Source organism: Flavobacterium sp. PS2, assembly GCF_046250155.1.
Classification (GTDB): Bacteria; Bacteroidota; Bacteroidia; order Flavobacteriales; family Flavobacteriaceae; genus Flavobacterium.
The window spans coordinates 1,246,506-1,271,539 of record NZ_CP176426.1 but is presented as its reverse complement, the minus strand read 5'-3'; the positions used below and the strand labels follow the sequence as shown (position 1 = coordinate 1,271,539).

Below are 25,034 nucleotides of genomic sequence, written 5' to 3'. Positions count from 1 at the left end.
TAAACAATAAATATTTTGAGTTTTTAGAGCCCCGATTGCATTTTTGTAATCGGGGTTCTTGCATAAAATAGGATTCATTGCGTTTTTATATTAATCTATTGTGTTTTTTTATTTATACGTTTTTATAATTTACCTTTGCCACACTAAAATAGTCAAAAATAATATCTATATATAACCCTTTCAAATGAGAATTCTCTTTTTAATTTATCTTTTAGTACTACCCACACTATTGTTTTCTCAGGTAAAACCATTAGACATGAATGGAGAACATCGTGGTCTTAATGATACTATAAAAGCCAAAAAGAAAGTTGCAAGAATAGATCAATACCGGTATATAACGCTGGAACGTGATACAACTTACGTAGATACATCGCTTACAATTCAAAATGAATACAATCATAATTATTTACGAAAGGATAATTTTGGACTTTTGCCATTTTCTAATATCGGGCAAACATACAATACATTACAATATAGCTTAACAAGCTTTACTCCTTATCCAGAAATGGGGTTTAAAGCTAAACATTTTAATTTTCTAGAAGCGAATGATGTTAAGTACTACTCGGTTGCAACACCATTAACCGAATTGTATTTTAAATCTACGATTAATAAAGGGCAGACATTAGATTCTTTTATAACCTTGAATCTATCAGAACGATTTAATGTGTCCGCAGAATATAAGGGATTAAGGTCTGAGGGTAATTATATCAATCAACTGTCGAGTACAGGGAATTTTAAATTTACAACAAGTTATAGCACAAAAAAAGGACAGTATCATATTAATGCGCATTATACCTACCAAGATGTTTCGAATGAAGAAAATGGAGGGATAACAACGCCTGAGGATTTTGAAAGTGGTGATCCAGATTTTAAAAACCGACAAAGGCTGGAAGTGTATTTAACAGATGCAAAATCGTTTTTAAAAGGTAAGCGACTGTTTTTTGATCACGCATACAGAATAAATGAAACAGAAGGAAATAATAATTTGTATGTAATGCACCAGTTTAATTATGAAAATAAATTTTTCGAATACTATCAGCCAACAGTTTTATCAAGAGTAGGTAATGAAAATGTACTTCGATTTGGAAATTCGTATGTAACAAGTAATATCAATGATCAATCTCATTATAATAAAATGTATAATAAGGTAGGAGTTGCTTATGAAAATGTATTATTAGGGAAATTTCATTTTTTTGTAGATGATTTTAGAAGTAATTCGTATTATGGAAGAGTTTTGCTTTTTGATGATGGAACAATTATCCCTAGTTCATTAAGTCAGGATATTAATAGTTTTGGTGGACAATATGAATATCAAAAAAATAAATGGAACGGAAGATTTTTATATTCAAGATCAATAACAAGTCAGTCGCTTTCGGATTTAGAAGCAAAGCTTAAATATGATTTTAGCGATAAGATTAAATTTTTATTTGAGTATCAAAACATAAACAAACTACCTAATAATAACTATAATTTATACCAAAGTAGTTATGTAGAGTATAACTGGTCGAAAAATTTTAAAAACGAAAAAATTAATTCATTAAGTGCTAGCGCTATTACGCCATGGGTTAATATGTCATTTCAATATTCAGTTTTGAATGACCATTTGTATTTTGAGGATCAATCAACAGCTGCCGAAGCTGCTTTGAAAACACAAATTATAAGACCAGCACAATATAGTAATACAATTAATTATCTAGAGGTAAAGGCAAGTAAAGAATTTAAATTTGGCAGATTTGCATTAGATAATACCGTTTTATACCAAAAAGTAGATCAAACAGATGCTATTTTGAATGTGCCAGAAATTGTTACAAGAAATACATTGTACTACACTAATTATTTCTTTAAGAAAGCACTTTACTTACAAACAGGAATTGTGTTTAATTATTTCACCAGCTATTATGGTAATGATTATAATCCTGTAATTGGTGAATTTTTTGTTCAAAATAAGAAAGAAATCGGAAATTATCCGAACTTTGACTTTTTTATAAACGCCAGAATTAGACAAACTCGAATCTTTTTAAAAGCAGAGCATTTTAACTCATCGTTTTCGAGTAGTAATTACTATTCAGCACCTAATAATCCATATCGTGATTTTGTCATCCGATTTGGTTTAGTTTGGAATTTCTTCCAATAAAATTAATTAATAATAATGGGAATCAGACCGTATAATTTCCAAACTTAATATAATGAATTACTCAAAAAATATTTTAGAAACAATTGGCAACACACCGTTAGTCAAACTAAATAAAACCGTAGCAGGAATTGATGCATTGGTTTTAGCAAAAGTAGAAACTTTTAACCCAGGAAATTCTGTTAAGGATAGAATGGCTGTAAAAATGGTTGAAGATGCCGAAGCAGATGGGCGCTTAAAGCCAGGAGGAACTATTATCGAAGGAACCTCAGGAAATACAGGAATGGGACTGGCTTTGGTTGCAATTATAAAAGGATACAAACTTATTTGTGTAATCTCGGATAAGCAATCAAAAGAAAAAATGGACATCTTGCGTGCAGTAGGCGCTAAAGTAGTAGTTTGTCCAACAGATGTAGAGCCAACAGATCCGCGTTCTTATTATTCTGTTTCAAAAAGATTAGCAGAAGAAACTCCAAATTCATGGTATGTAAATCAATATGATAACCCATCAAATGCATTGGCACATTATGAACAAACAGGACCAGAAATTTGGGAACAAACAGATGGAAAAATAACTCATTTTGTCGTTGGAGTAGGAACAGGAGGAACAATTTCTGGAGTAGCAAAATACTTAAAAGAAAAGAACCCAAATATCAAAATTTGGGGAATAGATACATATGGTTCAGTTTTTAAAAAATACCATGAAACAGGTATTTTTGATGAAAACGAAATTTATTCATACATCACCGAAGGAATTGGAGAAGATATTTTACCTAAAAATGTTGACTTTTCATTGATAGATGGATTTACAAAAGTAACCGATAAAGATGCAGCTGTTTACACAAGAAAAATTGCACTCGAAGAAGGAATTTTTGTAGGGAATTCAGCAGGAGCTTGTATAAAAGGATTGTTGCAACTAAAAGAACATTTTACAAAAGATGATGTCGTTGTAGTGCTTTTTCATGACTCAGGAAGCCGTTATGTAGGTAAAATGTTTAATGATGATTGGATGCGTGAGCGTGGTTTTCTAGAAGAGAATGTTACAAAAGCTGAAGATGTTATAAAAGACCATTTAGACAAGCAATTAATAGTTGTACGTACCGAAGAATTGGTTTCGCACGCTATTGAAAGAATGCGTAAATATAAAATTTCGCAAATTCCTGTAGTAGATATTACTGGATTTGTAGGTTCGGTAGATGAGACAGACTTGTTTAGAAGCTATGTAGCCGATAAAAATGTAGCCGAAAAACCGATTAAAGAAGTAATGGGAAAACCATTCCCTATTGTGAAACTAGGGACTCCGATAGAAGAAGTTTCGAAATTGTTTACAAAAGAAAATGATGCAGTTTTAGTAGATTTAGAAAACGGAAACCATCATATTATAACAAAATACGATATTATAGGTTCTATAAAATAGAACATAATTCAAAACAAATTAAAATGCCACAAATCTAGCGAGAAAGCTCGTTGAGTTTGTGGCATTTTTAGCTTATAAATTTAGTATAATGACTTTTACCGCCATAGATTTTGAAACAGCTACAGGGTATCATCCTTGTTCAGTAGGTATAGTTACTGTAGAGAATGGAGTTATTGTAGACGAGTTTGTTACTTTAATCAAGCCGCCTAATAACGAATATTCACCATTTACAATTAGAGTGCATGGTATTTATCCTAGAGATACAGTAAATGCAAAATCATTTGCTCAAGTATATCCGGAAATCAAGAAACGTTTAGAAAATAGAATCGTTGTTGCCCATAATGAAAGCTTTGATCGCAATGTTTTAGCAAAGTCTATGGAATTATGCGGACTAAGCTATGAAGATTTAAATATCGCTTCACGCTGGGAATGCACAGTTAAGATATATAAAGCCAAAGGGCTAAAACCTGCCAAATTGAGCGATTGCTGTCGCAAAATGAAAATTCAGCTCAACCATCACGAAGCATTATCTGATGCTCGGGCATGTGCTAAATTATATTTATTGAAGTAATTTTCTTTCATTTTTAACTTTTTTTGAATTACATTAGTCAATCTTTAAATGGCTAAAAAAATGAAAGAAGATTTTTTGCATTACCTATGGAAGTATAAAAAGTTTGATACTTTAAATCTAAGAACGTATAATAATGAAGAACTTACCATTATTAATGTAGGACAGTATCTGGAATTGGCTGGTCCCGATTTTTTTAATGCCCAAGTTATAATAGGAAATCAAAAATGGGCAGGAAATATTGAAATACACCTAAAATCTTCTGATTGGTATTTGCATCATCATGAAAAAGATAAAGCGTACGAAAATGTAATTCTTCATGTAGTTTGGGAGCATGATAGTGAAATTTTTAATAGAAACAATCTAGAAATCCCTGTCTTGATTTTAAAAAACTACGTTTCAGAAGAAATTATTAAAAGCTATAAAACCTTAATTGCGCCTAAATCTTGGATTTTTTGCGAAAAAGAAATTAAAGATATTGATAGTTTTTCATTCATAAATTGGCAAGAACGTTTGTTTTTTGAAAGATTAGAGCGTAAATCACAGCCTATTTATGATTTGCTGGAATTAACAAATAATGATTGGGAAGCAGTAATGTTTTGCTTTTTAGCTAAAAACTTTGGCTTAAATATCAACGGAAACTCCTTTTTAGAGATAGCCCTATCTATTCCCTTTACAATAATCAGAAAAGAAAGCTTTGAAGTTGAAAATTTAGAAGCCTTGCTTTTTGGAAATGCAGGTTTGTTAGATGTTGAAAAAGAGGATAATTATTTTAAAGATTTAAAATTCAGATATTTTTATCTGTTACATAAATACCAACTAGAGAAAAATTACATTGAGCCTGTGCAGTTTTTTAAACTCAGACCAGATAATTTTCCAACGATTCGCCTTTCGCAATTAGCTAATTTATATCATAAACATCAGAATTTATTTTCTAAGATTATTACTTTAAAATCGGTTAAAGAAATTTATGATTTACTATTAGTTTCCGTTGCGCCATATTGGCAAAACCACTATCAGTTTGATAAAATAAGCCCTGTAAAGACGAAGAAAACGGCACAAACATTTGTTGATTTACTTATCGTAAATACAATTATTCCGATGCAATTTGCTTATGCTAAAAAACAAGGAGAGGCCGTTTCAGAAGACTTAATTGCACTTTTAAACGAAATTAAACCAGAAAAAAACACTGTTATAGATAAGTTTAAATTGTTTAAAATTAATGCTCAAAATGCTTTTGAAACTCAATCATTATTACAACTAAAAAATGAATACTGTAATAAAAGCAGATGTCTTGATTGTGTTGTAGGGATGGAATTGCTAAAGGGTAATTAGAAAGTTAGAGAATGAGATAATTGTAAAATTAGGTAATTGTTTTATTTTGTACTTTTGTCAATCAATTATCAAATATATGTCAGCAATTATTAAGCTTAAATTCTTTTTTGAAAAATACGGCTTTCATGTTTCTTCTAGGCTAGCCGATAAATTAGGAATGCGAGTTACAAGTGTTCGTTTGTTTTTTATATACATATCCTTTGTTACTGCTGGATTGTGGTTTGGAGTATATTTAACACTAGCATTCTGGATTAGATTAAAAGATTTAGTTCGTGCTAAAAGAACTTCTGTTTTTGATTTGTAAATTCATTTTATTCCATAAAAAAAGGGATTATAAAGTAACTTACTTTATAATCCCTTTTTTTGTATTGAGAGATATATTATTTATCAGGATTGTTTAATTTACTGTTTTTCTTACCGTAAGTAAAGTAAATAACAACACCTAGTGCCATCCAGATAACAAGTCTTATCCAGCTTTCATTTGGTAAAGAATACATCAATGCCAAACAAATTACAATTCCGGCAATTGGTACAAAAGGAACTAATGGAGTTCTGAAAGATCTAGGAGCATCCGGTAATTTTTTACGCATTACCATAACGCCAATACATACTAATACAAAGGCCAATAAAGTACCAATACTTACCATATGACCCAAGTCACTTACAGGAACAAATCCAGCAAATAAACTTACAAATACTAAGAAGAAAAGATTAGTTTTCCAAGGAGTACGGAATTTAGAGTGAATTTCACTAAAGAATTTAGGTAACAATCCGTCTTTGCTCATAGTATAAAACACACGGCTTTGTCCCATTAACATAACCAATATTACCGAAGTATATCCAGCTAAAATCGCAATGATTAAACCAGTTTGTAAAAAAGTATATCCCGTTTTTGCAAATGCAGTTGCAGCAGGTTTAGCATCACCAGCAAACTCATAATAAGGCACAAGACCAGTCATTACGTGAGCAAATAAAACATATAGTACAGTACAGATTACCAAAGAACCTAAAATACCAATTGGCATTCCTTTTTGAGGATTTTTAGCTTCTTGAGCAGCAGTAGATACAGCGTCAAAACCAATAAAAGCAAAAAATACAGTTCCAGCTCCAGCAGCAATACCAGACCAGCCAAATTCACCAAAAACACCAGTGTTTTTAGGGATATATGGAGTATAGTTAGCATTGTCAATAAAGCTCCATCCTAATACGATGAAAACAATTACAACCGCTACTTTTAAAATAACTAAGAAATTGTTTATAGATGCCGATTCTTTAGTACCTCTTATTAATAATAAAGAAAGTAATGAAACGATAATAATAGCAGGAAGGTTAATTATTCCTCCTTCAATAATAGTTCCGTCACTTAGTTTTAATGTTTCCCAGGGAGAACAAATTAAATTATGCGGAAGATGAATATTATATTTATTAAGTAATTCGAGTAAATAACGCGACCAACTTACACCGACCGTTGCGGCTCCTAATGCATATTCTAAAACTAAATCCCAACCTATAATCCATGCCATAAATTCACCCATAGTTGCATAAGAGTAAGTGTAAGCACTACCTGCAACAGGTATCATTGAAGCAAATTCTGCGTAACAAAGACCTGCAAAAGCACATCCTATAGCAGCTAGAATGAAGGATAATGTAACTGCTGGTCCAGCGTGTTCAGCTGCAGCAATTCCAGTTAATGAAAATAATCCGGCTCCAATAATTGCACCTACTCCTAGCGCCACTAATGACCCTGAAGATAAGGTTCTTTTTAAGCCTTTTTCAGATTCGGAAGCTTCATTAAGCAATACCGAAAGTGGTTTAGTTTTCCAAATTGACATATATTATTTTGGTTAATTGTTATTAAGCTCCAAATGTATTCTTTTTTATAAAAAATAAAAACAATTAGTGCATTTTAAGTTATAAAATAATTAAAACTCTGCGAAATTGTTTGTTAATCGGATATTTTGCTTTGCAAGATATTTAAATTGTTTTGTATTTGGCGATAAAATTTTAAATATTTTCCTACGAAAATAAAGTTTTTTGATATAACTTACAGCCCCAAGTTAAATTAAGCTTTAATCAAAAATGAATTCTAGAAAAATTGCTCCTTACTTTAAGTTTAGTCGAGAACAACGAATCGGTATTTTTTTTCTATTTGCAATCATCATCATTTTGCAGTTAGTTTACTTTTTTGCAGATTTTAGCTCCCCATCACAGTTTTTTCCCGAAAAAGAAAAATGGATGTCTTTACAAAGCGAAATAGATTCGATTAAAACTGCAGATAATAATAGAGAAGAAAAAGTTTATTTATTCAATCCTAATTTTATTACAGATTACAAAGGATATAAACTAGGCATGTCAGTAGAGGAAATAGATAGATTATTAGCTTTTCGTAAAGAGAATAAATATGTTAATTCTCCCAAGGAGTTTCAGGATGTAACAAAAATTTCAGATTCATTATTAAATGTAATGACTCCGTATTTTAAATTTCCAGATTGGGTAAACAATAAGAAAGAAACAAAAGAATATAAAAATTACCCCAATCAGAAGATATTCCCTAAAAAGGAAAAAATTATTCAGGTAGATATTAATAGTGCTACTCAAGAAGATTTGATTAAAGTCTCAGGGATAGGAGAAGTTCTTTCTTTGCGAATTTTAAAACAGAAAGAAAGTTATGGTTATTTTGTCTCTATGGAACAACTTGATGATATTTGGGGACTTTCGCCAGAAGTTATTTCAAATTTAAATAGTCATTTTAAAATTTCAGAACTCACTAATTTCAAGAAAATAGCCATAAATGATGCGTCTTTAAAAGAGCTGGCGCTCTTTCCTTATTTCCGATATGCGCTGGCAAAACAAATCGTCACCTATCGAAGTATGAACGGAAATATAAAGAATATTGAGGATTTGATAAAAATTAAGGGCTTTCCTGTTGAAAAAGCAAAAATAATTGGTTTATATTTGGAGTTCTAAAAATATACTAATGAATTTTGATTATAACGAAACGCAGTCTATGATTGCTCAGTCCATAAAAGAATTTGCTGAAAAAAACATCCGTCCATATATAATGGAGTGGGATGAAGCGCAAACATTTCCAATCTCCCTATTCAAAGAATTAGGAGCAATGGGTTTTATGGGAGTTCTGGTTCCAGAAGAATATGGAGGGTCAGGATTAGGTTATCATGAATATATAACCATTATTGAAGAAATTTCAAAAGTTGATCCATCTATAGGATTATCGGTTGCTGCTCATAATTCATTATGTACAAATCATATCTTGACATTTGGTAACGAAGAACAAAAGAAAAAATGGCTTCCTAAATTAGCCACAGCAGAACATATTGGTGCTTGGGGGTTAACTGAGCATAATACAGGTTCAGATGCTGGAGGAATGAATACAACTGCGGTAAAAGATGGAGATCATTGGGTAGTAAATGGAGCGAAGAACTTCATTACCCATGGTAAATCAGGAGATATTGCAGTAGTAATTGTACGTACAGGCGAAAAAGGAGATTCTCGCGGAATGACAGCTTTTGTATTCGAGAAAGGAATGCCAGGATTTACATCAGGAAAAAAAGAAAATAAATTAGGAATGCGTGCCAGCGAAACGGCAGAATTGGTTTTTGATAATTGCCGAATTCCAGACGCAAACCGTTTAGGAAATGTTGGAGAAGGATTTATACAATCTATGAAAATCCTTGACGGAGGACGAATCTCAATTGGAGCATTATCCCTAGGAATTGCAAAAGGGGCATATGAAGCAGCTTTAAAATATTCAAAAGAAAGATACCAGTTTGGGCAACCGATTAGTAGTTTTCAGGGAATTTCGTTTAAGTTGGCAGATATGGTAACCGAAATCGAAGCTTCAGAATTGTTATTGCACAAAGCAGCATTTTTAAAGCAACAACATAGACCAGTAACCACAATGGGAGCAATGGCTAAAATGTATGCTTCAGAGGTATGTGTGAAAGTGGCTAATGAAGCGGTTCAAATTCATGGAGGTTACGGATATACAAAAGATTTTCCAGTAGAGAAATTCTACAGAGATTCAAAGTTGTGTACTATCGGAGAAGGAACTACCGAAATTCAGAAATTAGTTATTTCAAGAAATATTCTAAAAGACTAATTATATAATATGGGCGTGCCCACAAAAAAAGAAGCCATTCACTTTACGTTGAGTGGCTTCTTTTTTTGAGGTCGGGCTTTCCGCTATAATCTTTTTTGTTCTAAAAGAAAGAACAAAAAAGGATTTCCGCTGCAATCCCTCACGCAACTCTCCATTGCGATTAAGATACGTAAAAAGAGATACGTAAAAAGAGATACGTAAAAAGAGATACGTGAAAAGAGATATGTGAAAAGAGATATGTGAAAAGGGATTCGTAAAATGTGAAAAGATTAAATTAAAGAATTGTATTGATGTTGTTACTCACGTCTTAATATGTTTCACGTTTTAGATTTTACATCTCGCTTCTCTCAATAAACATATTGTAAAAAAATAATTCGTAATTTATAACTCGTAATTGGAAATAATGTTTACTTTTGCACACTTAACGAAAGGGGGTGTCAATATTATGTTAATTATACCAATTAAAGACGGAGAAAATATCGATAGAGCATTAAAGCGCTATAAAAGAAAATTTGATAAAACAGGAACTGTTCGTCAGTTAAGAGCACGTACTGCTTTTATTAAGCCATCTGTAAAAAATAGAATCAAAATTCAAAAAGCTGCTTACATTCAAAACATGAAAGACAACTTGGAGAGTTAGATAAAATCTGTATTCAAATAAATGCCGTTAGTCATCAAAATTTTATAACTTTGATGCTAACGGTTTTTTTTATTTTATGAAAACAAATAAACAAGCATTTCAGGAATATCTTCAGTTGGAGAAAAAATACTCTCCGCATACCCTGAATGCTTATATGAACGATATCGTTTCTTTTGAGTCGTTTAATAAGCTTCATTTTGAACAGGAAAATATTGATCAGGTAAATTATAGTCAGATTAGGTCTTGGATTGTTTCGCTTGTAGATAGTAATGTGTCTAATGTTTCTGTTAATCGCAAAATGGCTTCTTTAAAAGCGTTTTATAAATTTCTTTTAAAAATCAAACAAATAGAAGTTAATCCAATGCTGAAACATAAAGCGTTGAAAACTCCTAAAACAATACAGATTCCTTTTTCTGAAAAAGAATTGATTGATTTGATGAGTCAAATGGGGAATTCTGTAGGTTTTGAAGAAGTGAGGAATAAATTGATAGTCGATTTGTTTTATACTACAGGTATACGTAGGGCAGAATTAATCGGGTTGCAGGTAAATAATGTCGATTCGTCGGCTTGTACTATTAAAGTGTTGGGTAAGCGTAATAAAGAGCGTGTTATTCCTGTTTTGCCTGTAATTACCGAACAGTTTTTGTTGTATGTAAAAGAGCGCGAAAGTGTTGAAAATATTATTGATAAAGATTATTTTTTTATTACTAAAAAAGGGTTAAAATTAAATGAAACCTTTGTGTATCGATTAATAAATTCATACTTTAGTAAAGTCTCCGAAAAAGTGAAAAAAAGTCCTCATGTTCTCCGCCATACATTTGCGACTCACTTATTAAATAACGGGGCCGATTTAAATTCAGTCAAGGAATTGTTAGGACATTCAAGTTTGGCATCTACACAAGTGTATACTCATAGCAGTTTAACTGCTCTTAAAAAAGTATATACCGATGCACATCCTAGGAATAAATAAGAATTCTGAAATGTTTAATTCTAAAATAATTATTATGAAGGTAGATGTTCATGCGGTTAACTTTACTGTTGACAGAAAATTAGTAGATTTCGTTCAAGAGAGAATGGATAAGTTAGAAAAGTATTACGACAGGGTAGTGTCGGCAGATGTTTTTTTAAAAGTTGAAAAAACCAGTGATAAAGAGAATAAAATTGCTGAGATAAAAATCAATGTTCCTGGTGATGATTTTTTGGTAAAAAAACAGTGTAAAACTTTTGAAGAGGCTGTTGAGCTTTCGGCGGAATCACTTGAACGATTGTTAGTAAAAAGGAAAGAAAAGGTAAGAACACATATTTAATGTAAATTTTTTTCAAAAAAAGTTTTGATACAAAGATAAAATAGCTACATTTGCAGTCCGTTAGAAATAGCGGACTTTTTTATTGAAATTGCCAGCGTAGCTCAGTTGGCTAGAGCAGCTGATTTGTAATCAGCAGGTCGTGGGTTCGAGTCCCTCCGCCGGCTCAAAATGTTTCAAATGCGATTTGAAATAGGTCATGCAAATGTTGATAAAAAAAATGGGGAGATACTCAAGCGGCCAACGAGGGCAGACTGTAAATCTGCTGTGTGAACTTCGCAGGTTCGAATCCTGCTCTCCCCACAATTTTGATTTCAGATTAATGATTTCAGAATTTAGATTTCTGAAAGAGAAAATGAATTTGATTCAGTTTTTGTTTTTAATCTAAAATCAAGAGTCTAAAATTAAAAATTGAAACTCTGCCGGTGTAGCTCAGGGGTAGAGTGCTTCCTTGGTAAGGAAGAGGTCTCGGGTTCAATTCCCGACATTGGCTCAAGTAAGTAGGAAATTGAAAATTAATATATAACTAAGATTAAAAATTAAGTAAAATGGCAAAGGAGAATTTTAATCGTTCCAAACCGCACTTAAACATAGGTACAATTGGACACGTGGATCACGGAAAAACTACATTAACTGCAGCAATCACTAAAGTATTGTCTGATGCAGGTTACTGTCAAGCAAAATCGTTTGATCAAATCGACAACGCTCCAGAGGAGAAAGAAAGAGGTATTACAATTAATACATCACACGTTGAGTACGAAACTGCTAACCGTCACTACGCTCACGTTGACTGTCCTGGTCACGCGGATTACGTAAAGAACATGGTTACTGGAGCTGCTCAAATGGATGGTGCTATTCTTGTTGTTGCTGCTACAGATGGTCCAATGCCACAAACTCGTGAGCATATCTTATTAGGTCGTCAGGTTGGTATTCCAAGAATCGTTGTTTTCATGAACAAAGTGGATATGGTTGATGATGCTGAGTTGTTAGAGCTAGTTGAAATGGAAATTAGAGATTTATTATCTTTCTACGAGTATGATGGAGATAATGGTCCTGTTGTTCAAGGTTCTGCTTTAGGAGGATTGAATAATGATCCTGCTTGGGTTCCTAAAATTCTTGAATTGATGGAAGCTGTTGATGCTTGGATCGAAGAGCCAATCAGAGACGTTGCAAAACCTTTCTTGATGCCAGTTGAAGATGTATTCTCTATTACAGGTCGTGGAACTGTTGCTACAGGTCGTATCGAAACTGGAGTTGCTAATACAGGAGATCCTGTTGAAATCATTGGTATGGGAGCTGAAAAATTAACTTCTACTATTACAGGAGTTGAGATGTTCCGTAAAATCCTTGATAGAGGTGAAGCTGGAGATAACGTAGGTATTCTTTTAAGAGGTATTCAAAAAGAAGACATCAAAAGAGGAATGGTTATTTGTAAGCCAGGTTCAGTTAAACCACACGCTAAATTTAAAGCTGAGGTTTATATCTTGAAAAAAGAAGAAGGTGGTCGTCACACACCATTCCACAATAACTACCGTCCACAATTTTATGTTCGTACAACAGATGTAACTGGAGTTATTATGTTGCCAACGGGTGTAGAGATGGTTATGCCAGGAGACAACTTAACTATTGATGTTACTTTGTTAAGCCCAATCGCATTAAACGTAGGTTTACGTTTTGCTATCCGTGAAGGTGGTAGAACTGTAGGTGCAGGTCAGGTAACTGAGATTGTAGAGTAATTCTATAAAACAAATATAAAACCAGTAGCGGCTTCGCTGCTACTGGTTTTTTTAAATAAACGGGCGTAGTTCAAGGGTAGAATAGCGGTCTCCAAAACCGTTGATGGGGGTTCGAATCCCTCCGCCCGTGCAATAATAAATATATCATGACAAAAGTTGTTAATTACATATCAGAAGCATTCGAGGAATTGAAGTCAAATGTGACTTGGCCAGCTTGGGCAGAAGTACAACGATTGACAATTGTAGTAGCTGTATTTTCAGTTTTATTCGCTTTGGCAACTTGGGGAGTAGATGAATTTTTTGCAAAAGCATTGGCTGGATTTTTTAACTGGATAAAAGCGTAATTTTTTTGTAATGGCAGATAATAATGTGAAAAAGTGGTATGTCGTTCGAGCAGTAAGCGGACAAGAGAATAAAGTCAAAGCTTACATCGAAACTGAAATTGCCAGATTAGGTATGGGTGATTATGTCTCTCAGGTTTTAGTTCCTACTGAAAAAGTTGTAACTGTAAAAGAGGGAAAAAAAATAGCTAAGGATAAAGTATATTTTCCTGGATATGTTATGATCGAAGCCAATTTAGTTGGTGAAATACCTCATATTATTAAATCAATAACTAGTGTAATTGGTTTTTTAGGCGAAATTAAAGGTGGTGAGCCTGTTCCGCTTAGATTATCAGAGGTAAATAGAATGTTAGGTAAGGTAGATGAGCTGGCTGTTAATACAGATACACGTTCAATTCCTTTTAACCTAGGAGAAACAATTAAGGTAATTGATGGACCTTTCAACGGTTTCAATGGAACAGTTGAAAAAATCAATGAAGAAAAGCGTAAACTAGAAGTAATGGTTAAGATTTTCGGAAGAAAAACTCCATTAGAGTTAAGTTTTATGCAAGTAGAAAAAGTATAATTTTTGTTACATCTATAATAACCACTACAATTGCTTCCAATAATTGCAGTGTTAAATTTTTTAAAAAATGGCTAAAGAAATTAGTAAGGTAGTTAAACTACAAGTTAAGGGAGGTGCTGCGAATCCGTCGCCACCGGTTGGACCTGCTTTAGGAGCTGCTGGGGTTAATATCATGGAGTTCTGTAAGCAATTTAATGCTAGAACACAAGATAAACCTGGCAAAATATGCCCAGTACAAATTACTGTGTATAAAGACAAATCATTTGATTTTGTTGTAAAAACTCCTCCAGCAGCAGTTCAGTTAATGGAAGCTGCAAAGCTAAAATCTGGTTCAGGAGAGCCTAATCGTAAAAAAGTAGCTAGTGTTACTTGGGAACAAATTAGAGCTATTGCTGAAGACAAGATGCCAGACTTAAATGCATTCACTATGGAGTCTGCAATGAGTATGGTCGCTGGAACAGCTAGATCTATGGGTATAACTGTATCAGGAGATTCTCCTTTTTAATTAAGAGAAAGACATGGCAAAATTGACAAAAAAGCAAAAAGAGGCTGCTTCAAAAATTGAAAAGAACAAACTATACTCTTTGAAAGATGCAGCTGCATTAATTAAAGTTATAGCTTCTGCAAAATTTGATGAGTCTGTTGATATCGCAGTGCGTTTGGGTGTAGATCCAAGAAAAGCGAATCAAATGGTTAGAGGTGTAGTAACATTACCTCACGGAACTGGTAAAGATGTAAAAGTATTAGCATTAGTTACTCCAGACAAAGAAGCGGAAGCTTTAGCAGCAGGAGCAGACTATGTAGGTCTTGATGATTATTTACAAAAAATAAAAGATGGTTGGACAGATGTTGATGTTATCATCACTATGCCAGCTGTAATGGGAAAATTAGGTCCATTAGGTCGTATTTTAGGACCTAGAGGTTTAATGCCAAACCCTAAAACAGGTACTGTAACTATGGATGTTGCAAAAGCTGTTCAAGAGGTTAAAGCTGGTAAAATTGACTTTAAAGTTGATAAAACTGGTATCGTGCACGCAGGAATTGGTAAAGTTTCTTTTGGAGCTGAACAAATTTATGACAACGCACACGAAATTATTCAAACATTAATCAAACTTAAACCAACTGCTGCTAAAGGTACCTACATTAAAGGTATTCACCTTACAAGCACTATGAGTCCTGCAATTGCATTGGACCCTAAAGCAGTATAATTGGTAGTTAATAATTTTTAGTATGACTAGAGAAGAAAAATCAATCGCGATTGAAGATTTAACTGCACAGTTAGCTGGTACAAATATTATTTATGTATCTGATATTTCTGGATTAAACGCAGAAACAACTTCAAACTTGAGAAGAGCTTGTTTTAAAGCAGGTATTAAATTAGAAGTTGTTAAAAATACTTTGCTTGCAAAAGCAATGGAAGCTTCTGCGAATGACTATGGTGATTTACCTTCAGTATTGACAGGAAATAGCGCTATATTTATTTCAGATGTTGCAAATGCACCTGGAAAAATTATCAAAGATTTCCGTAAGAAATCTGATAAACCAGTTTTAAAAGGAGCGTATATTAATTCAGAAGTTTACATTGGAGATGATCAATTAGATGCGTTAGCAACTATCAAATCTAAAGAAGAACTTCTTGGAGAACTTATTGGATTACTTCAATCTCCAGCTCAAAGAGTTATCTCTGCTTTACAAAACCAATTCGCAAACAGCGAAGAGGCAGAAGCATAATAACTATAAATGCGAGGGAGCTTATTTCCTTGCTGCTTAAATAGCGCACAATAAATAATTATATTTTACAAATCATTTTAAACGATAGAAAAAATGGCAGATTTGAAACAATTCGCAGAACAATTAGTTAACCTAACAGTTAAAGAAGTTAACGAATTAGCAACAATATTAAAAGACGAGTATGGTATTGAGCCTGCTGCTGCAGCTGTTGTAGTTGCTGCTGGTGGTGATGTAGCTGCTGAAGAAGCACAAACTGAATTTACAGTTGTATTAAAAGAAGCTGGTGCTTCTAAATTAGCTGTAGTTAAATTGGTAAAAGAACTTACAGGTTTAGGTCTTAAAGAAGCTAAAGATGTAGTTGATAGTGCTCCAAGTAACGTTAAAGAAGGTGTTTCTAAAGAAGAGGCTGAAGGTCTTAAAAAATCATTAGAAGAAGCTGGAGCTGTAGTTGAGCTTAAATAATTCAACTCAGTTTTAAGAACTAGGTTTAGGTCTTGAGTTATCTCAATGGCCTAAACCATTTTTCGTATAATAAAATATAACAAGTTTTATTATCAAATAGTTTAAAATACGAAAAAGTTTTTGATCAATACGAAGAAAAAAAATTAAACAGAATTGTGTCAGTTTATTTTTAAAGATGTATTGATTATAATAAGAAAGTATAGATTAAACAGTGTGTTTTTACACAAAAAATTACTTTTTTTTAATCAAAATTTTGTCCATTGATGATAACAAATCAGACTGAAAGATTGAATTTTGCCTCTACAAAAAATATTCCTGTATATCCAGATTTCCTAGATGTTCAGGTTAAATCTTTTAAAGATTTTTTTCAATTAGAAACTAAATCTGACGAAAGAGGCAACGAAGGGTTGTACAACACCTTCATGGAAAACTTTCCAATCACAGATACAAGAAATAACTTTGTATTGGAGTTCCTAGATTATTTTGTTGATCCACCACGTTATACAATTCAAGAATGTATAGAGAGAGGTCTTACTTATAGTGTGCCCTTAAAAGCTAGGTTAAAACTATATTGTACTGATCCAGAACACGAAGATTTTGAAACTATTGTACAAGATGTTTATCTTGGAACAATACCTTATATGACTCCAAGCGGTACTTTTGTTATCAATGGTGCTGAGCGTGTAGTAGTATCTCAATTACACCGTTCTCCAGGGGTTTTCTTTGGTCAATCATTCCACGCAAATGGAACAAAACTTTATTCTGCCAGAGTAATTCCTTTTAAAGGTTCTTGGATAGAATTTTCTACAGATATTAATAGCGTAATGTACGCTTATATCGATAGAAAGAAAAAATTACCTGTTACAACTTTATTCCGTGCAATTGGATTCGAAAGAGATAAGGATATCCTTGAAATTTTCGACCTTGCTGAAGAAATTAAAGTTTCTAAAACAGGAATTAAAAAATATATTGGAAGAAGACTTGCTGCACGTGTATTAAACACTTGGCACGAGGATTTCGTAGATGAAGATACTGGTGAGGTAGTTTCTATCGAACGTAACGAAATCATCCTTGATAGAGATACTATTATCGACAAAGATAATGTTGAAGAAATCATCGATTCTAACGTTAAATCTATTTTGTTACATAAAGAGGATAATAATCAAGCAGATTATGCTATTATCCACAATACATTACAAAAAGATCCAACAAACTCTGAAAAAGAAGCTGTTGAGCACATTTACCGTCAGTTGCGTAACGCAGAACCGCCTGATGAGGAAACTGCTCGTGGTATTATAGATAAATTGTTCTTCTCTGATCAACGTTATAACTTAGGTGAAGTTGGTCGTTATAGAATGAACAAAAAACTTGGTTTAGATATCCCAATGGAAAAGCAAGTGCTTACCAAAGAAGATATCATTACCATTGTAAAATATTTGATCGAGTTAATCAACTCTAAAGCAGAGATTGATGATATTGATCACTTATCAAACCGTCGTGTTAGAACAGTTGGAGAACAATTGTCTCAACAATTCGGTGTTGGTTTAGCGCGTATGGCTAGAACTATTCGTGAGAGAATGAACGTTAGAGATAACGAGGTGTTTACACCAATTGATTTGATTAATGCTAAAACATTATCATCAGTTATTAACTCTTTCTTTGGTACTAACCAGTTATCTCAATTTATGGATCAAACGAATCCACTAGCTGAGATTACGCACAAGAGAAGATTATCTGCACTTGGACCTGGTGGACTTTCTAGAGAAAGAGCTGGTTTTGAGGTACGTGACGTTCACTATACGCATTACGGACGTTTATGTCCAATTGAAACTCCAGAGGGACCAAACATTGGTTTGATTTCATCTCTTGGTGTCTATGCTAAAGTTAACGGAATGGGTTTCATCGAAACACCTTACCGTAAAGTAACTAACGGTGTTGTAGATCTTGAAACTACTCCTGTATATTTAAGTGCTGAAGAAGAAGAAGGAATGATGATTGCACAAGCAAACATCGAAATGGATGCAACAGGAAAAATTATTGCTGATAACGTAATTGCGCGTCAGGAAGGTGATTTCCCAGTAATCGAACCAACTCAGGTAGATTATACAGACGTTGCTCCAAATCAAATTGCTTCTATTTCTGCATCTTTGATTCCTTTCTTAGAGCATGATGATGCGAATAGAGCCTTGATGGGATCAAACATGATGCGTCAGGCAGTACCTTTAATTCGCCCTGAAGCTCCTATTGTAGGAACAGGTTTAGAGCGTCAGGTTGCGTCTGATTCTAGAGTATTGATTAATGCTGAAGGTGATGGAACAGTAGAATATGTTGATGCAAACATCATTACTATTAAATACGATCGTTCTGAAGAAGAAAGAATGGTTAGTTTTGAGTCTGATGAAAAAACATATAATCTAATTAAATTTAGAAAAACCAATCAAGGAACAAGTATTAACTTGAAACCAATCGTTAAGAAAGGTGATAGAGTTGCACTTGGTCAAGTATTGTCAGAAGGATATGCTACACAAAATGGAGAATTAGCTTTAGGTCGTAACCTAAAAGTTGCGTTCATGCCATGGAAAGGATATAACTTTGAGGATGCGATTGTAATTTCTGAAAAAGTAGTTCGTGATGATATCTTTACGTCAATTCACGTAGATGATTATTCATTAGAAGTTAGAGATACAAAATTAGGTAACGAAGAGTTAACTAATGATATTCCTAACGTTTCTGAAGAAGCTACTAAAGATTTAGATGAAAACGGTATGATTAGAATTGGAGCAGAGGTTAAACCTGGCGACATTCTTATCGGAAAAATTACTCCAAAAGGAGAATCAGATCCTACTCCTGAAGAGAAATTGCTTCGTGCAATCTTCGGTGATAAAGCAGGTGATGTTAAAGATGCTTCATTAAAAGCTTCTCCTTCTTTACATGGTGTAGTTCTTGACAAAAAATTATTTGCAAGAGCCGTAAAAGATAAACGTAAACGTACACAAGATAAAGATGCTTTAGGCGCTTTAGAAATGGAATTTGAAACTAAATTTGTTGAATTAAAAGACAGATTGGTTGAAAAATTATTCTTGATCGTTAACGGTAAAACATCTCAAGGTGTAATGAATGATTTGGGTGAAGAAGTTTTACCAAAAGGTAAAAAATATACTCAAAAAATGCTTTATGCTGTAGAAGATTTTGCTCACTTAAGTAAAGGTCAATGGGTTGCTGATGATGCTACTAATAAAATGGTTAATGATTTAATTCATAACTATAAAATTAAGCTGAATGACTTACAAGGATCTTTAAGAAGAGAGAAATTCACTATTACTGTTGGAGATGAATTACCAGCTGGAATCTTGAAATTAGCAAAAATTTATATTGCTAAAAAACGTAAGTTGAAAGTAGGGGATAAAATGGCAGGACGTCACGGTAACAAAGGTATTGTTGCAAGAATCGTTCGTCATGAAGATATGCCTTTCCTTGAAGACGGAACACCTGTAGATATCGTATTGAATCCACTTGGGGTACCATCTCGTATGAACATTGGTCAGATTTATGAAACGGTTTTAGGTTGGGCTGGACAAAATTTAGGTAGAAAATTTGCTACTCCAATTTTTGATGGTGCTACTTTAGATCAAATCAATGAATTGACTGACGAAGCGGGAATACCAAGATTCGGTCATACATATTTATATGATGGAGGAACTGGAGAACGTTTCCACCAAAGAGCAACTGTAGGTGTAATTTACATGTTGAAATTAGGACACATGGTAGATGATAAGATGCACGCACGTTCTATCGGACCATACTCGTTGATTACTCAACAACCACTTGGAGGTAAAGCTCAATTTGGAGGTCAGCGTTTTGGAGAGATGGAGGTTTGGGCACTTGAGGCTTATGGAGCATCAAGTACACTACGTGAAATCTTAACTGTTAAATCGGATGACGTTATTGGTAGAGCTAAAACTTACGAAGCAATCGTTAAGGGAGAGTCTATGCCAGAACCAGGTTTACCAGAATCATTCAATGTATTGATGCACGAATTGAAAGGTCTAGGACTTGATATTCGTCTAGAAGAATAAATATAAGTTATCAGTCACAGTCTCAGTATTCAGTTCAACGCTGAAAACTGGGACTGAAACTGTTTACCAGAATTAAAGTTTTTAAGATTTATACCCGTAACCCGTTCCGATTTTTTATAACAATGCAAGGCATTTTATAACTAGCGCTTCAAAAATTGAGTTTGAAGTTTAGAGAAGTAACCCGAGGTAGCAGCGTAATGATTTAACTCTTTTATAAGGTAACTTTTAAAAGATGTAGATTATAATCTAAAATCAATTTTTAATAGCAAATAAATCAATAGTAAAAACTATGATGAATAATAGAAATAATAATAAAGATAAAAATCCAGTTAAAAGATTTAATAAAATCTCTATTGGATTGGCTTCACCAGAATCTATCTTGAAAGAATCAAGAGGAGAGGTTTTAAAGCCAGAAACAATAAACTACAGAACTCACAAACCAGAACGTGACGGACTTTTTTGCGAAAGAATCTTCGGACCTGTTAAGGATTTTGAATGTGCTTGTGGTAAATACAAAAGAATTCGTTACAAAGGTATTATATGTGACCGTTGTGGTGTTGAAGTTACTGAGAAAAAAGTACGTCGTGATAGAGTAGGACATATCAACCTTGTTGTGCCTATTGCTCATATCTGGTACTTCCGTTCTCTTCCTAATAAAATTGGTTATATCCTTGGACTTCCTTCTAAGAAATTAGATATGATTATTTACTACGAAAGATACGTAGTAATTCAAGCAGGTATTGCTAAAAATGCAGATGGAGAATCTTTACAAAGATTAGACTTTTTAACTGAAGAAGAATATTTAAATATTTTAGATTCTCTTCCTCAGGACAATCAATATTTAGATGATTTTGATCCTAATAAATTTGTTGCCAAAATGGGAGCAGAGTGTATTATGGATTTATTAGCACGTATCGACTTAGATGAGTTATCTTACCAACTAAGACACAGTGCTAACAATGAAACATCTAAACAACGTAAAACAGAAGCGTTAAAAAGATTACAAGTAGTTGAGTCTTTCCGTGAGTCTAACTTAAACCGCGAAAACCGTCCAGAATGGATGATTATGAAAGTGGTTCCAGTTATTCCACCAGAATTACGTCCGCTTGTGCCACTTGATGGAGGTCGTTTTGCAACTTCAGATTTAAATGATTTATACCGTCGTGTAATTATACGTAACAACCGTTTGAAAAGATTAATGGAGATTAAAGCTCCAGAAGTTATCTTAAGAAACGAAAAGCGTATGTTACAAGAATCTGTAGATTCATTATTTGATAACACTCGTAAAGCTTCTGCAGTTAAAACAGAATCAAACAGACCATTAAAATCATTATCAGATTCATTAAAAGGTAAACAAGGACGCTTCCGTCAAAACCTTTTAGGAAAACGTGTGGATTATTCTGCTCGTTCGGTAATTGTTGTTGGACCGGAATTAAAATTGTTCGAATGTGGTATCCCTAAAGATATGGCATCTGAGCTTTACAAGCCTTTCGTTATCCGTAAATTGATAGAAAGAGGTATTGTTAAAACGGTAAAATCTGCTAAGAAAATTATAGACAAAAAAGAGCCTGTAGTTTGGGATATCCTTGAAAATGTAATTAAAGGTCACCCAATATTACTGAATCGTGCTCCTACGTTACACAGATTAGGTATCCAGGCATTCCAACCAAAATTAATTGAAGGAAAAGCAATCCAATTGCACCCGTTAGTTTGTACGGCATTTAATGCCGATTTTGATGGGGATCAAATGGCGGTACACTTACCATTAGGACCAGAGGCTATTTTGGAAGCTCAATTATTAATGTTGGCTTCTCACAATATCTTGAACCCTGCTAACGGTGCGCCAATTACTGTACCTTCTCAGGATATGGTCTTGGGTCTATACTATATGACCAAAGAGCGTCTTTCTACTCCAGATCATAAAATTTTAGGTGAAGGCTTAACTTTTTACTCTGCAGAAGAAGTGAATATTGCATTAAATGAAGGAAGATTAGAATTGAATGCTTCAGTGAGAATTAGAGCAAAAGATTTTAATGAAGCTGGAGAATTAGTGTATCAGATTATTAAAACTACCGCAGGTCGTGTATTGTTTAATGAAGTGGTACCAGAAGCTGCAGGATACATAAATGATGTATTGACTAAGAAAAACCTTAGAGATATTATTGGACACGTTTTAAGCGCTACCAATGTACCTATGACGGCTGCCTTCTTGGACAATATGAAAGATATGGGGTATAAATTCGCATTTAGAGGAGGTTTATCATTCTCTCTTGGTGATATTAGAATTCCAGAACAAAAAACAAAATTAATTGCAGATGCCAGAGAGCAAGTTGAAGGTATTTCTGTGAATTATAACATGGGTCTTATTACTAATAACGAACGTTACAACCAAGTTATTGACGTATGGACTTCTGCAAATGCTCAATTAACTGAGTTAGCAATGAAAAATATTAGAGAAGACCAACAAGGTTTCAACTCGGTATATATGATGCTTGACTCTGGGGCGAGGGGTTCTAAGGAACAGATTCGTCAGTTAACTGGTATGCGTGGTTTGATGGCTAAGCCTAAAAAATCTACTGCTGGTGGTGGTGAGATTATTGAAAACCCGATTCTTTCTAACTTTAAGGAAGGTCTTTCTATCCTTGAGTACTTTATCTCTACTCACGGTGCTCGTAAAGGTCTTGCGGATACGGCTCTTAAAACTGCCGATGCTGGTTACTTAACTAGAAGATTACATGACGTTTCTCAAGATGTTATTGTTAACATTGAGGATTGTGGTACTCTTAGAGGTGTTGAAGTTTCTGCATTGAAAAAGAATGAGGAGATTGTAGAATCATTAGGAGAAAGAATTTTAGGACGTGTTGCATTACAAGATGTAATTAATCCTTTAACTAGTGACTATTTAGTTAGATCTGGTGAGCAAATCACAGAAGCTATAATGAAAGCGATTGAAGCTTCTCCAGTAGAGAAAGTTGAAGTTCGTTCTCCATTAACTTGTGAAGCGCTTAAAGGTATTTGTGCTAAATGTTACGGTAGAAACTTAGCTACTGGTAAAATGACTCAAAGAGGAGAAGCAGTTGGAGTAATTGCTGCTCAATCTATTGGAGAGCCAGGTACACAGTTAACATTACGTACTTTCCACGTTGGAGGGGTTGCGGGTGGTATTTCTGAGGAGTCTAGCATCGTTACAAGATTTAACGGTAAACTAGAAATCGAAGATTTAAAAACTGTTAAAGGTGAGGATAACGAAGGTAACTCAGTTGATATTGTAGTTTCTCGTTCTACCGAATTAAAATTAATTGATGAAAGAACAGGTATCTTATTAAGTACAAACAACATTCCTTACGGTTCAAGTATCTTTGTTAAAGATGGTCAATCGGTTGTTAAAGGTGATGTAATTTGTAAATGGGATCCATATAATGGAGTTATCGTTTCTGAGTTTACTGGTAAAATTGCTTACGAAGATTTAGAGCAAGGACAATCGTTCATGGTTGAAATTGATGAGCAAACAGGATTCCAGGAAAAAGTAATTTCTGAATCTAGAGCTAAAAAATTAATCCCAACTTTATTGGTTTACGGTAAAGAAGGTGAATTGATTCGTTCTTATAACTTACCTGTTGGAGCCCACTTGATGGTTGAAAATGGTGAGAAAATTAAAGCTGGTAAAGTATTGGTAAAAATTCCACGTCGTTCTTCTAAATCAGGAGATATTACTGGAGGTTTACCAAGAATTACAGAGTTGTTAGAGGCTCGTAATCCTTCAAACCCAGCTGTAGTTTCTGAAATTGATGGAGTTGTTTCTTTTGGAAAAATCAAAAGAGGTAACCGTGAGATTGTTATCGAATCTAAATTTGGTGACATTAGAAAATACTTGGTTAAATTATCAAGCCAAATTCTAGTTCAGGAGAATGACTTCGTTAGAGCAGGTGTACCATTGTCAGACGGTGCTATTACTCCAGACGATATTTTAAGAATTCAAGGTCCAGCTGCTGTTCAACAGTACTTGGTAAATGAAATTCAAGAGGTATACCGTTTACAAGGGGTAAAAATCAATGACAAACACTTCGAGGTTGTTATTCGTCAGATGATGCGTAAAGTAAGAGTACAAGACCCAGGTGATACTTTATTCTTAGAAGATCAACTAATTCATACTAAAGATTTCATCGTTCAAAACGATAAATTATACGGAATGAAAGTTGTTGAAGATGCTGGAGATTCTAGTGTATTAAAAGCGGGTCAGATTATTTCTCCTCGTGATTTACGTGATGAAAATTCATTATTAAAACGTACAGATAAAAATCTAGTTGTAGCTAGAGATGTAATTACTGCAACTGCAACGCCAGTTTTACAAGGTATTACAAGAGCTTCGCTACAAACTAAATCATTTATTTCTGCTGCTTCTTTCCAAGAAACAACTAAAGTACTTAACGAAGCTGCAGTAGCAGGTAAAGTAGATTACTTAGAAGGATTGAAAGAAAATGTAATTGTTGGACATAGAATTCCTGCAGGAACAGGTATGAGAGAATACGATCATACAATTGTAGGTTCTAAAGATGATTACAATGAAATGATGGCTAATAAAGAAGAGTATATTTATTAATTTAGGAA

The 25,034-nt window shown here is 33.7% G+C and carries 20 protein-coding genes and 4 tRNA genes; 23 read left to right on the top strand and 1 reads right to left on the bottom strand.

Annotated elements, in window-relative coordinates; all coding sequences use genetic code 11:
• The first annotated feature begins 184 nt into the window (after positions 1 to 184).
• The 5 genes from ACJ6WR_RS05440 to ACJ6WR_RS05420 all read left to right on the top strand — a co-directional run bounded on the left by ACJ6WR_RS05440 (position 185) and on the right by ACJ6WR_RS05420 (position 5,755).
• Entirely contained in the window at positions 185 to 2,134 is a 1,950-nt protein-coding gene (locus ACJ6WR_RS05440) for a putative porin (RefSeq protein WP_039117571.1), read from the top strand.
• A 52-nt stretch (positions 2,135 to 2,186) separates the two neighbouring features.
• The gene (locus ACJ6WR_RS05435) at positions 2,187 to 3,548 is read left to right on the top strand and encodes a pyridoxal-phosphate dependent enzyme (RefSeq protein ID WP_039111390.1); all 1,362 of its coding nucleotides are present in this window, start codon (positions 2,187 to 2,189) and stop codon (positions 3,546 to 3,548) included.
• Positions 3,549 to 3,636: 88 nt separating this feature from the next.
• Positions 3,637 to 4,119, top strand: a complete 483-nt coding sequence (locus tag ACJ6WR_RS05430; protein ID WP_409417262.1) for a 3'-5' exonuclease — start codon at positions 3,637 to 3,639, stop codon at positions 4,117 to 4,119.
• Between the two features lie 60 nt (positions 4,120 to 4,179).
• Positions 4,180 to 5,451 carry a DUF2851 family protein gene (locus ACJ6WR_RS05425; RefSeq protein WP_409417261.1) on the top strand — a complete coding sequence of 424 codons (1,272 nt, stop codon included), beginning with the start codon at positions 4,180 to 4,182 and terminating at the stop codon, positions 5,449 to 5,451.
• 76 nt (positions 5,452 to 5,527) lie between these two features.
• On the top strand, positions 5,528 to 5,755 hold the full coding sequence (locus tag ACJ6WR_RS05420) for a hypothetical protein (protein ID WP_035619202.1): 228 nt from the start codon (positions 5,528 to 5,530) through the stop codon (positions 5,753 to 5,755).
• Between the two features lie 76 nt (positions 5,756 to 5,831).
• Here ACJ6WR_RS05420 and ACJ6WR_RS05415 read toward each other — a convergent pair whose 3' ends face one another.
• Entirely contained in the window at positions 5,832 to 7,283 is a 1,452-nt protein-coding gene (locus tag ACJ6WR_RS05415) for an amino acid permease (RefSeq protein WP_039111388.1), read from the bottom strand.
• Positions 7,284 to 7,530: 247 nt separating this feature from the next.
• Between ACJ6WR_RS05415 and ACJ6WR_RS05410 the strand changes: the two genes are divergently transcribed.
• From ACJ6WR_RS05410 to rpoC, 18 genes are all read left to right on the top strand, one after another.
• The gene (locus ACJ6WR_RS05410) at positions 7,531 to 8,418 is read left to right on the top strand and encodes a ComEA family DNA-binding protein (RefSeq protein WP_039111385.1); all 888 of its coding nucleotides are present in this window, start codon (positions 7,531 to 7,533) and stop codon (positions 8,416 to 8,418) included.
• Positions 8,419 to 8,428: 10 nt separating this feature from the next.
• Positions 8,429 to 9,571: an acyl-CoA dehydrogenase family protein gene (locus ACJ6WR_RS05405; protein WP_039111384.1), complete on the top strand. Its 1,143-nt coding sequence runs from the start codon at positions 8,429 to 8,431 to the stop codon at positions 9,569 to 9,571.
• A gap of 445 nt (positions 9,572 to 10,016) precedes the next feature.
• Entirely contained in the window at positions 10,017 to 10,211 is a 195-nt protein-coding gene (gene rpsU, locus ACJ6WR_RS05400) for a 30S ribosomal protein S21 (RefSeq protein ID WP_039111382.1), read from the top strand.
• 76 nt (positions 10,212 to 10,287) lie between these two features.
• A complete protein-coding gene (locus tag ACJ6WR_RS05395; RefSeq protein ID WP_039111381.1) occupies positions 10,288 to 11,181 on the top strand; it encodes a tyrosine-type recombinase/integrase in 894 nt (297 codons plus the stop codon).
• Positions 11,182 to 11,215: 34 nt separating this feature from the next.
• Positions 11,216 to 11,518, top strand: coding sequence for a ribosome hibernation-promoting factor, HPF/YfiA family (gene hpf / locus ACJ6WR_RS05390; protein ID WP_035619362.1), 303 nt, complete (start codon positions 11,216 to 11,218; stop codon positions 11,516 to 11,518).
• Between the two features lie 90 nt (positions 11,519 to 11,608).
• Positions 11,609 to 11,682 (top strand) — tRNA-Thr (locus tag ACJ6WR_RS05385).
• Positions 11,683 to 11,737: 55 nt separating this feature from the next.
• Positions 11,738 to 11,818 (top strand) — tRNA-Tyr (locus ACJ6WR_RS05380).
• Positions 11,819 to 11,936: 118 nt separating this feature from the next.
• Positions 11,937 to 12,008, top strand: a tRNA-Thr gene (locus ACJ6WR_RS05375).
• Between the two features lie 55 nt (positions 12,009 to 12,063).
• Entirely contained in the window at positions 12,064 to 13,251 is a 1,188-nt protein-coding gene (gene tuf, locus ACJ6WR_RS05370) for an elongation factor Tu (RefSeq protein WP_039111379.1), read from the top strand.
• A 59-nt stretch (positions 13,252 to 13,310) separates the two neighbouring features.
• A tRNA-Trp gene (locus ACJ6WR_RS05365) sits at positions 13,311 to 13,381 on the top strand.
• A gap of 16 nt (positions 13,382 to 13,397) precedes the next feature.
• On the top strand, positions 13,398 to 13,595 hold the full coding sequence (gene secE, locus ACJ6WR_RS05360) for a preprotein translocase subunit SecE (RefSeq protein WP_035619188.1): 198 nt from the start codon (positions 13,398 to 13,400) through the stop codon (positions 13,593 to 13,595).
• Positions 13,596 to 13,605: 10 nt separating this feature from the next.
• Positions 13,606 to 14,157, top strand: coding sequence for a transcription termination/antitermination protein NusG (nusG, locus tag ACJ6WR_RS05355; RefSeq protein WP_039111377.1), 552 nt, complete (start codon positions 13,606 to 13,608; stop codon positions 14,155 to 14,157).
• A gap of 67 nt (positions 14,158 to 14,224) precedes the next feature.
• Entirely contained in the window at positions 14,225 to 14,662 is a 438-nt protein-coding gene (gene rplK / locus ACJ6WR_RS05350) for a 50S ribosomal protein L11 (RefSeq protein WP_035619182.1), read from the top strand.
• A 13-nt stretch (positions 14,663 to 14,675) separates the two neighbouring features.
• The gene (gene rplA, locus ACJ6WR_RS05345; RefSeq protein WP_039111376.1) at positions 14,676 to 15,365 is read left to right on the top strand and encodes a 50S ribosomal protein L1; all 690 of its coding nucleotides are present in this window, start codon (positions 14,676 to 14,678) and stop codon (positions 15,363 to 15,365) included.
• 22 nt (positions 15,366 to 15,387) lie between these two features.
• On the top strand, positions 15,388 to 15,888 hold the full coding sequence (gene rplJ, locus ACJ6WR_RS05340) for a 50S ribosomal protein L10 (RefSeq protein ID WP_039111374.1): 501 nt from the start codon (positions 15,388 to 15,390) through the stop codon (positions 15,886 to 15,888).
• A gap of 93 nt (positions 15,889 to 15,981) precedes the next feature.
• The gene (gene rplL, locus ACJ6WR_RS05335; RefSeq protein WP_039111372.1) at positions 15,982 to 16,350 is read left to right on the top strand and encodes a 50S ribosomal protein L7/L12; all 369 of its coding nucleotides are present in this window, start codon (positions 15,982 to 15,984) and stop codon (positions 16,348 to 16,350) included.
• A gap of 263 nt (positions 16,351 to 16,613) precedes the next feature.
• Positions 16,614 to 20,426: a DNA-directed RNA polymerase subunit beta gene (rpoB, locus tag ACJ6WR_RS05330; RefSeq protein ID WP_039111370.1), complete on the top strand. Its 3,813-nt coding sequence runs from the start codon at positions 16,614 to 16,616 to the stop codon at positions 20,424 to 20,426.
• Positions 20,427 to 20,715: 289 nt separating this feature from the next.
• Positions 20,716 to 25,026 carry a DNA-directed RNA polymerase subunit beta' gene (gene rpoC / locus ACJ6WR_RS05325; protein ID WP_039111369.1) on the top strand — a complete coding sequence of 1,437 codons (4,311 nt, stop codon included), beginning with the start codon at positions 20,716 to 20,718 and terminating at the stop codon, positions 25,024 to 25,026.
• Positions 25,027 to 25,034: the final 8 nt, after the last annotated feature.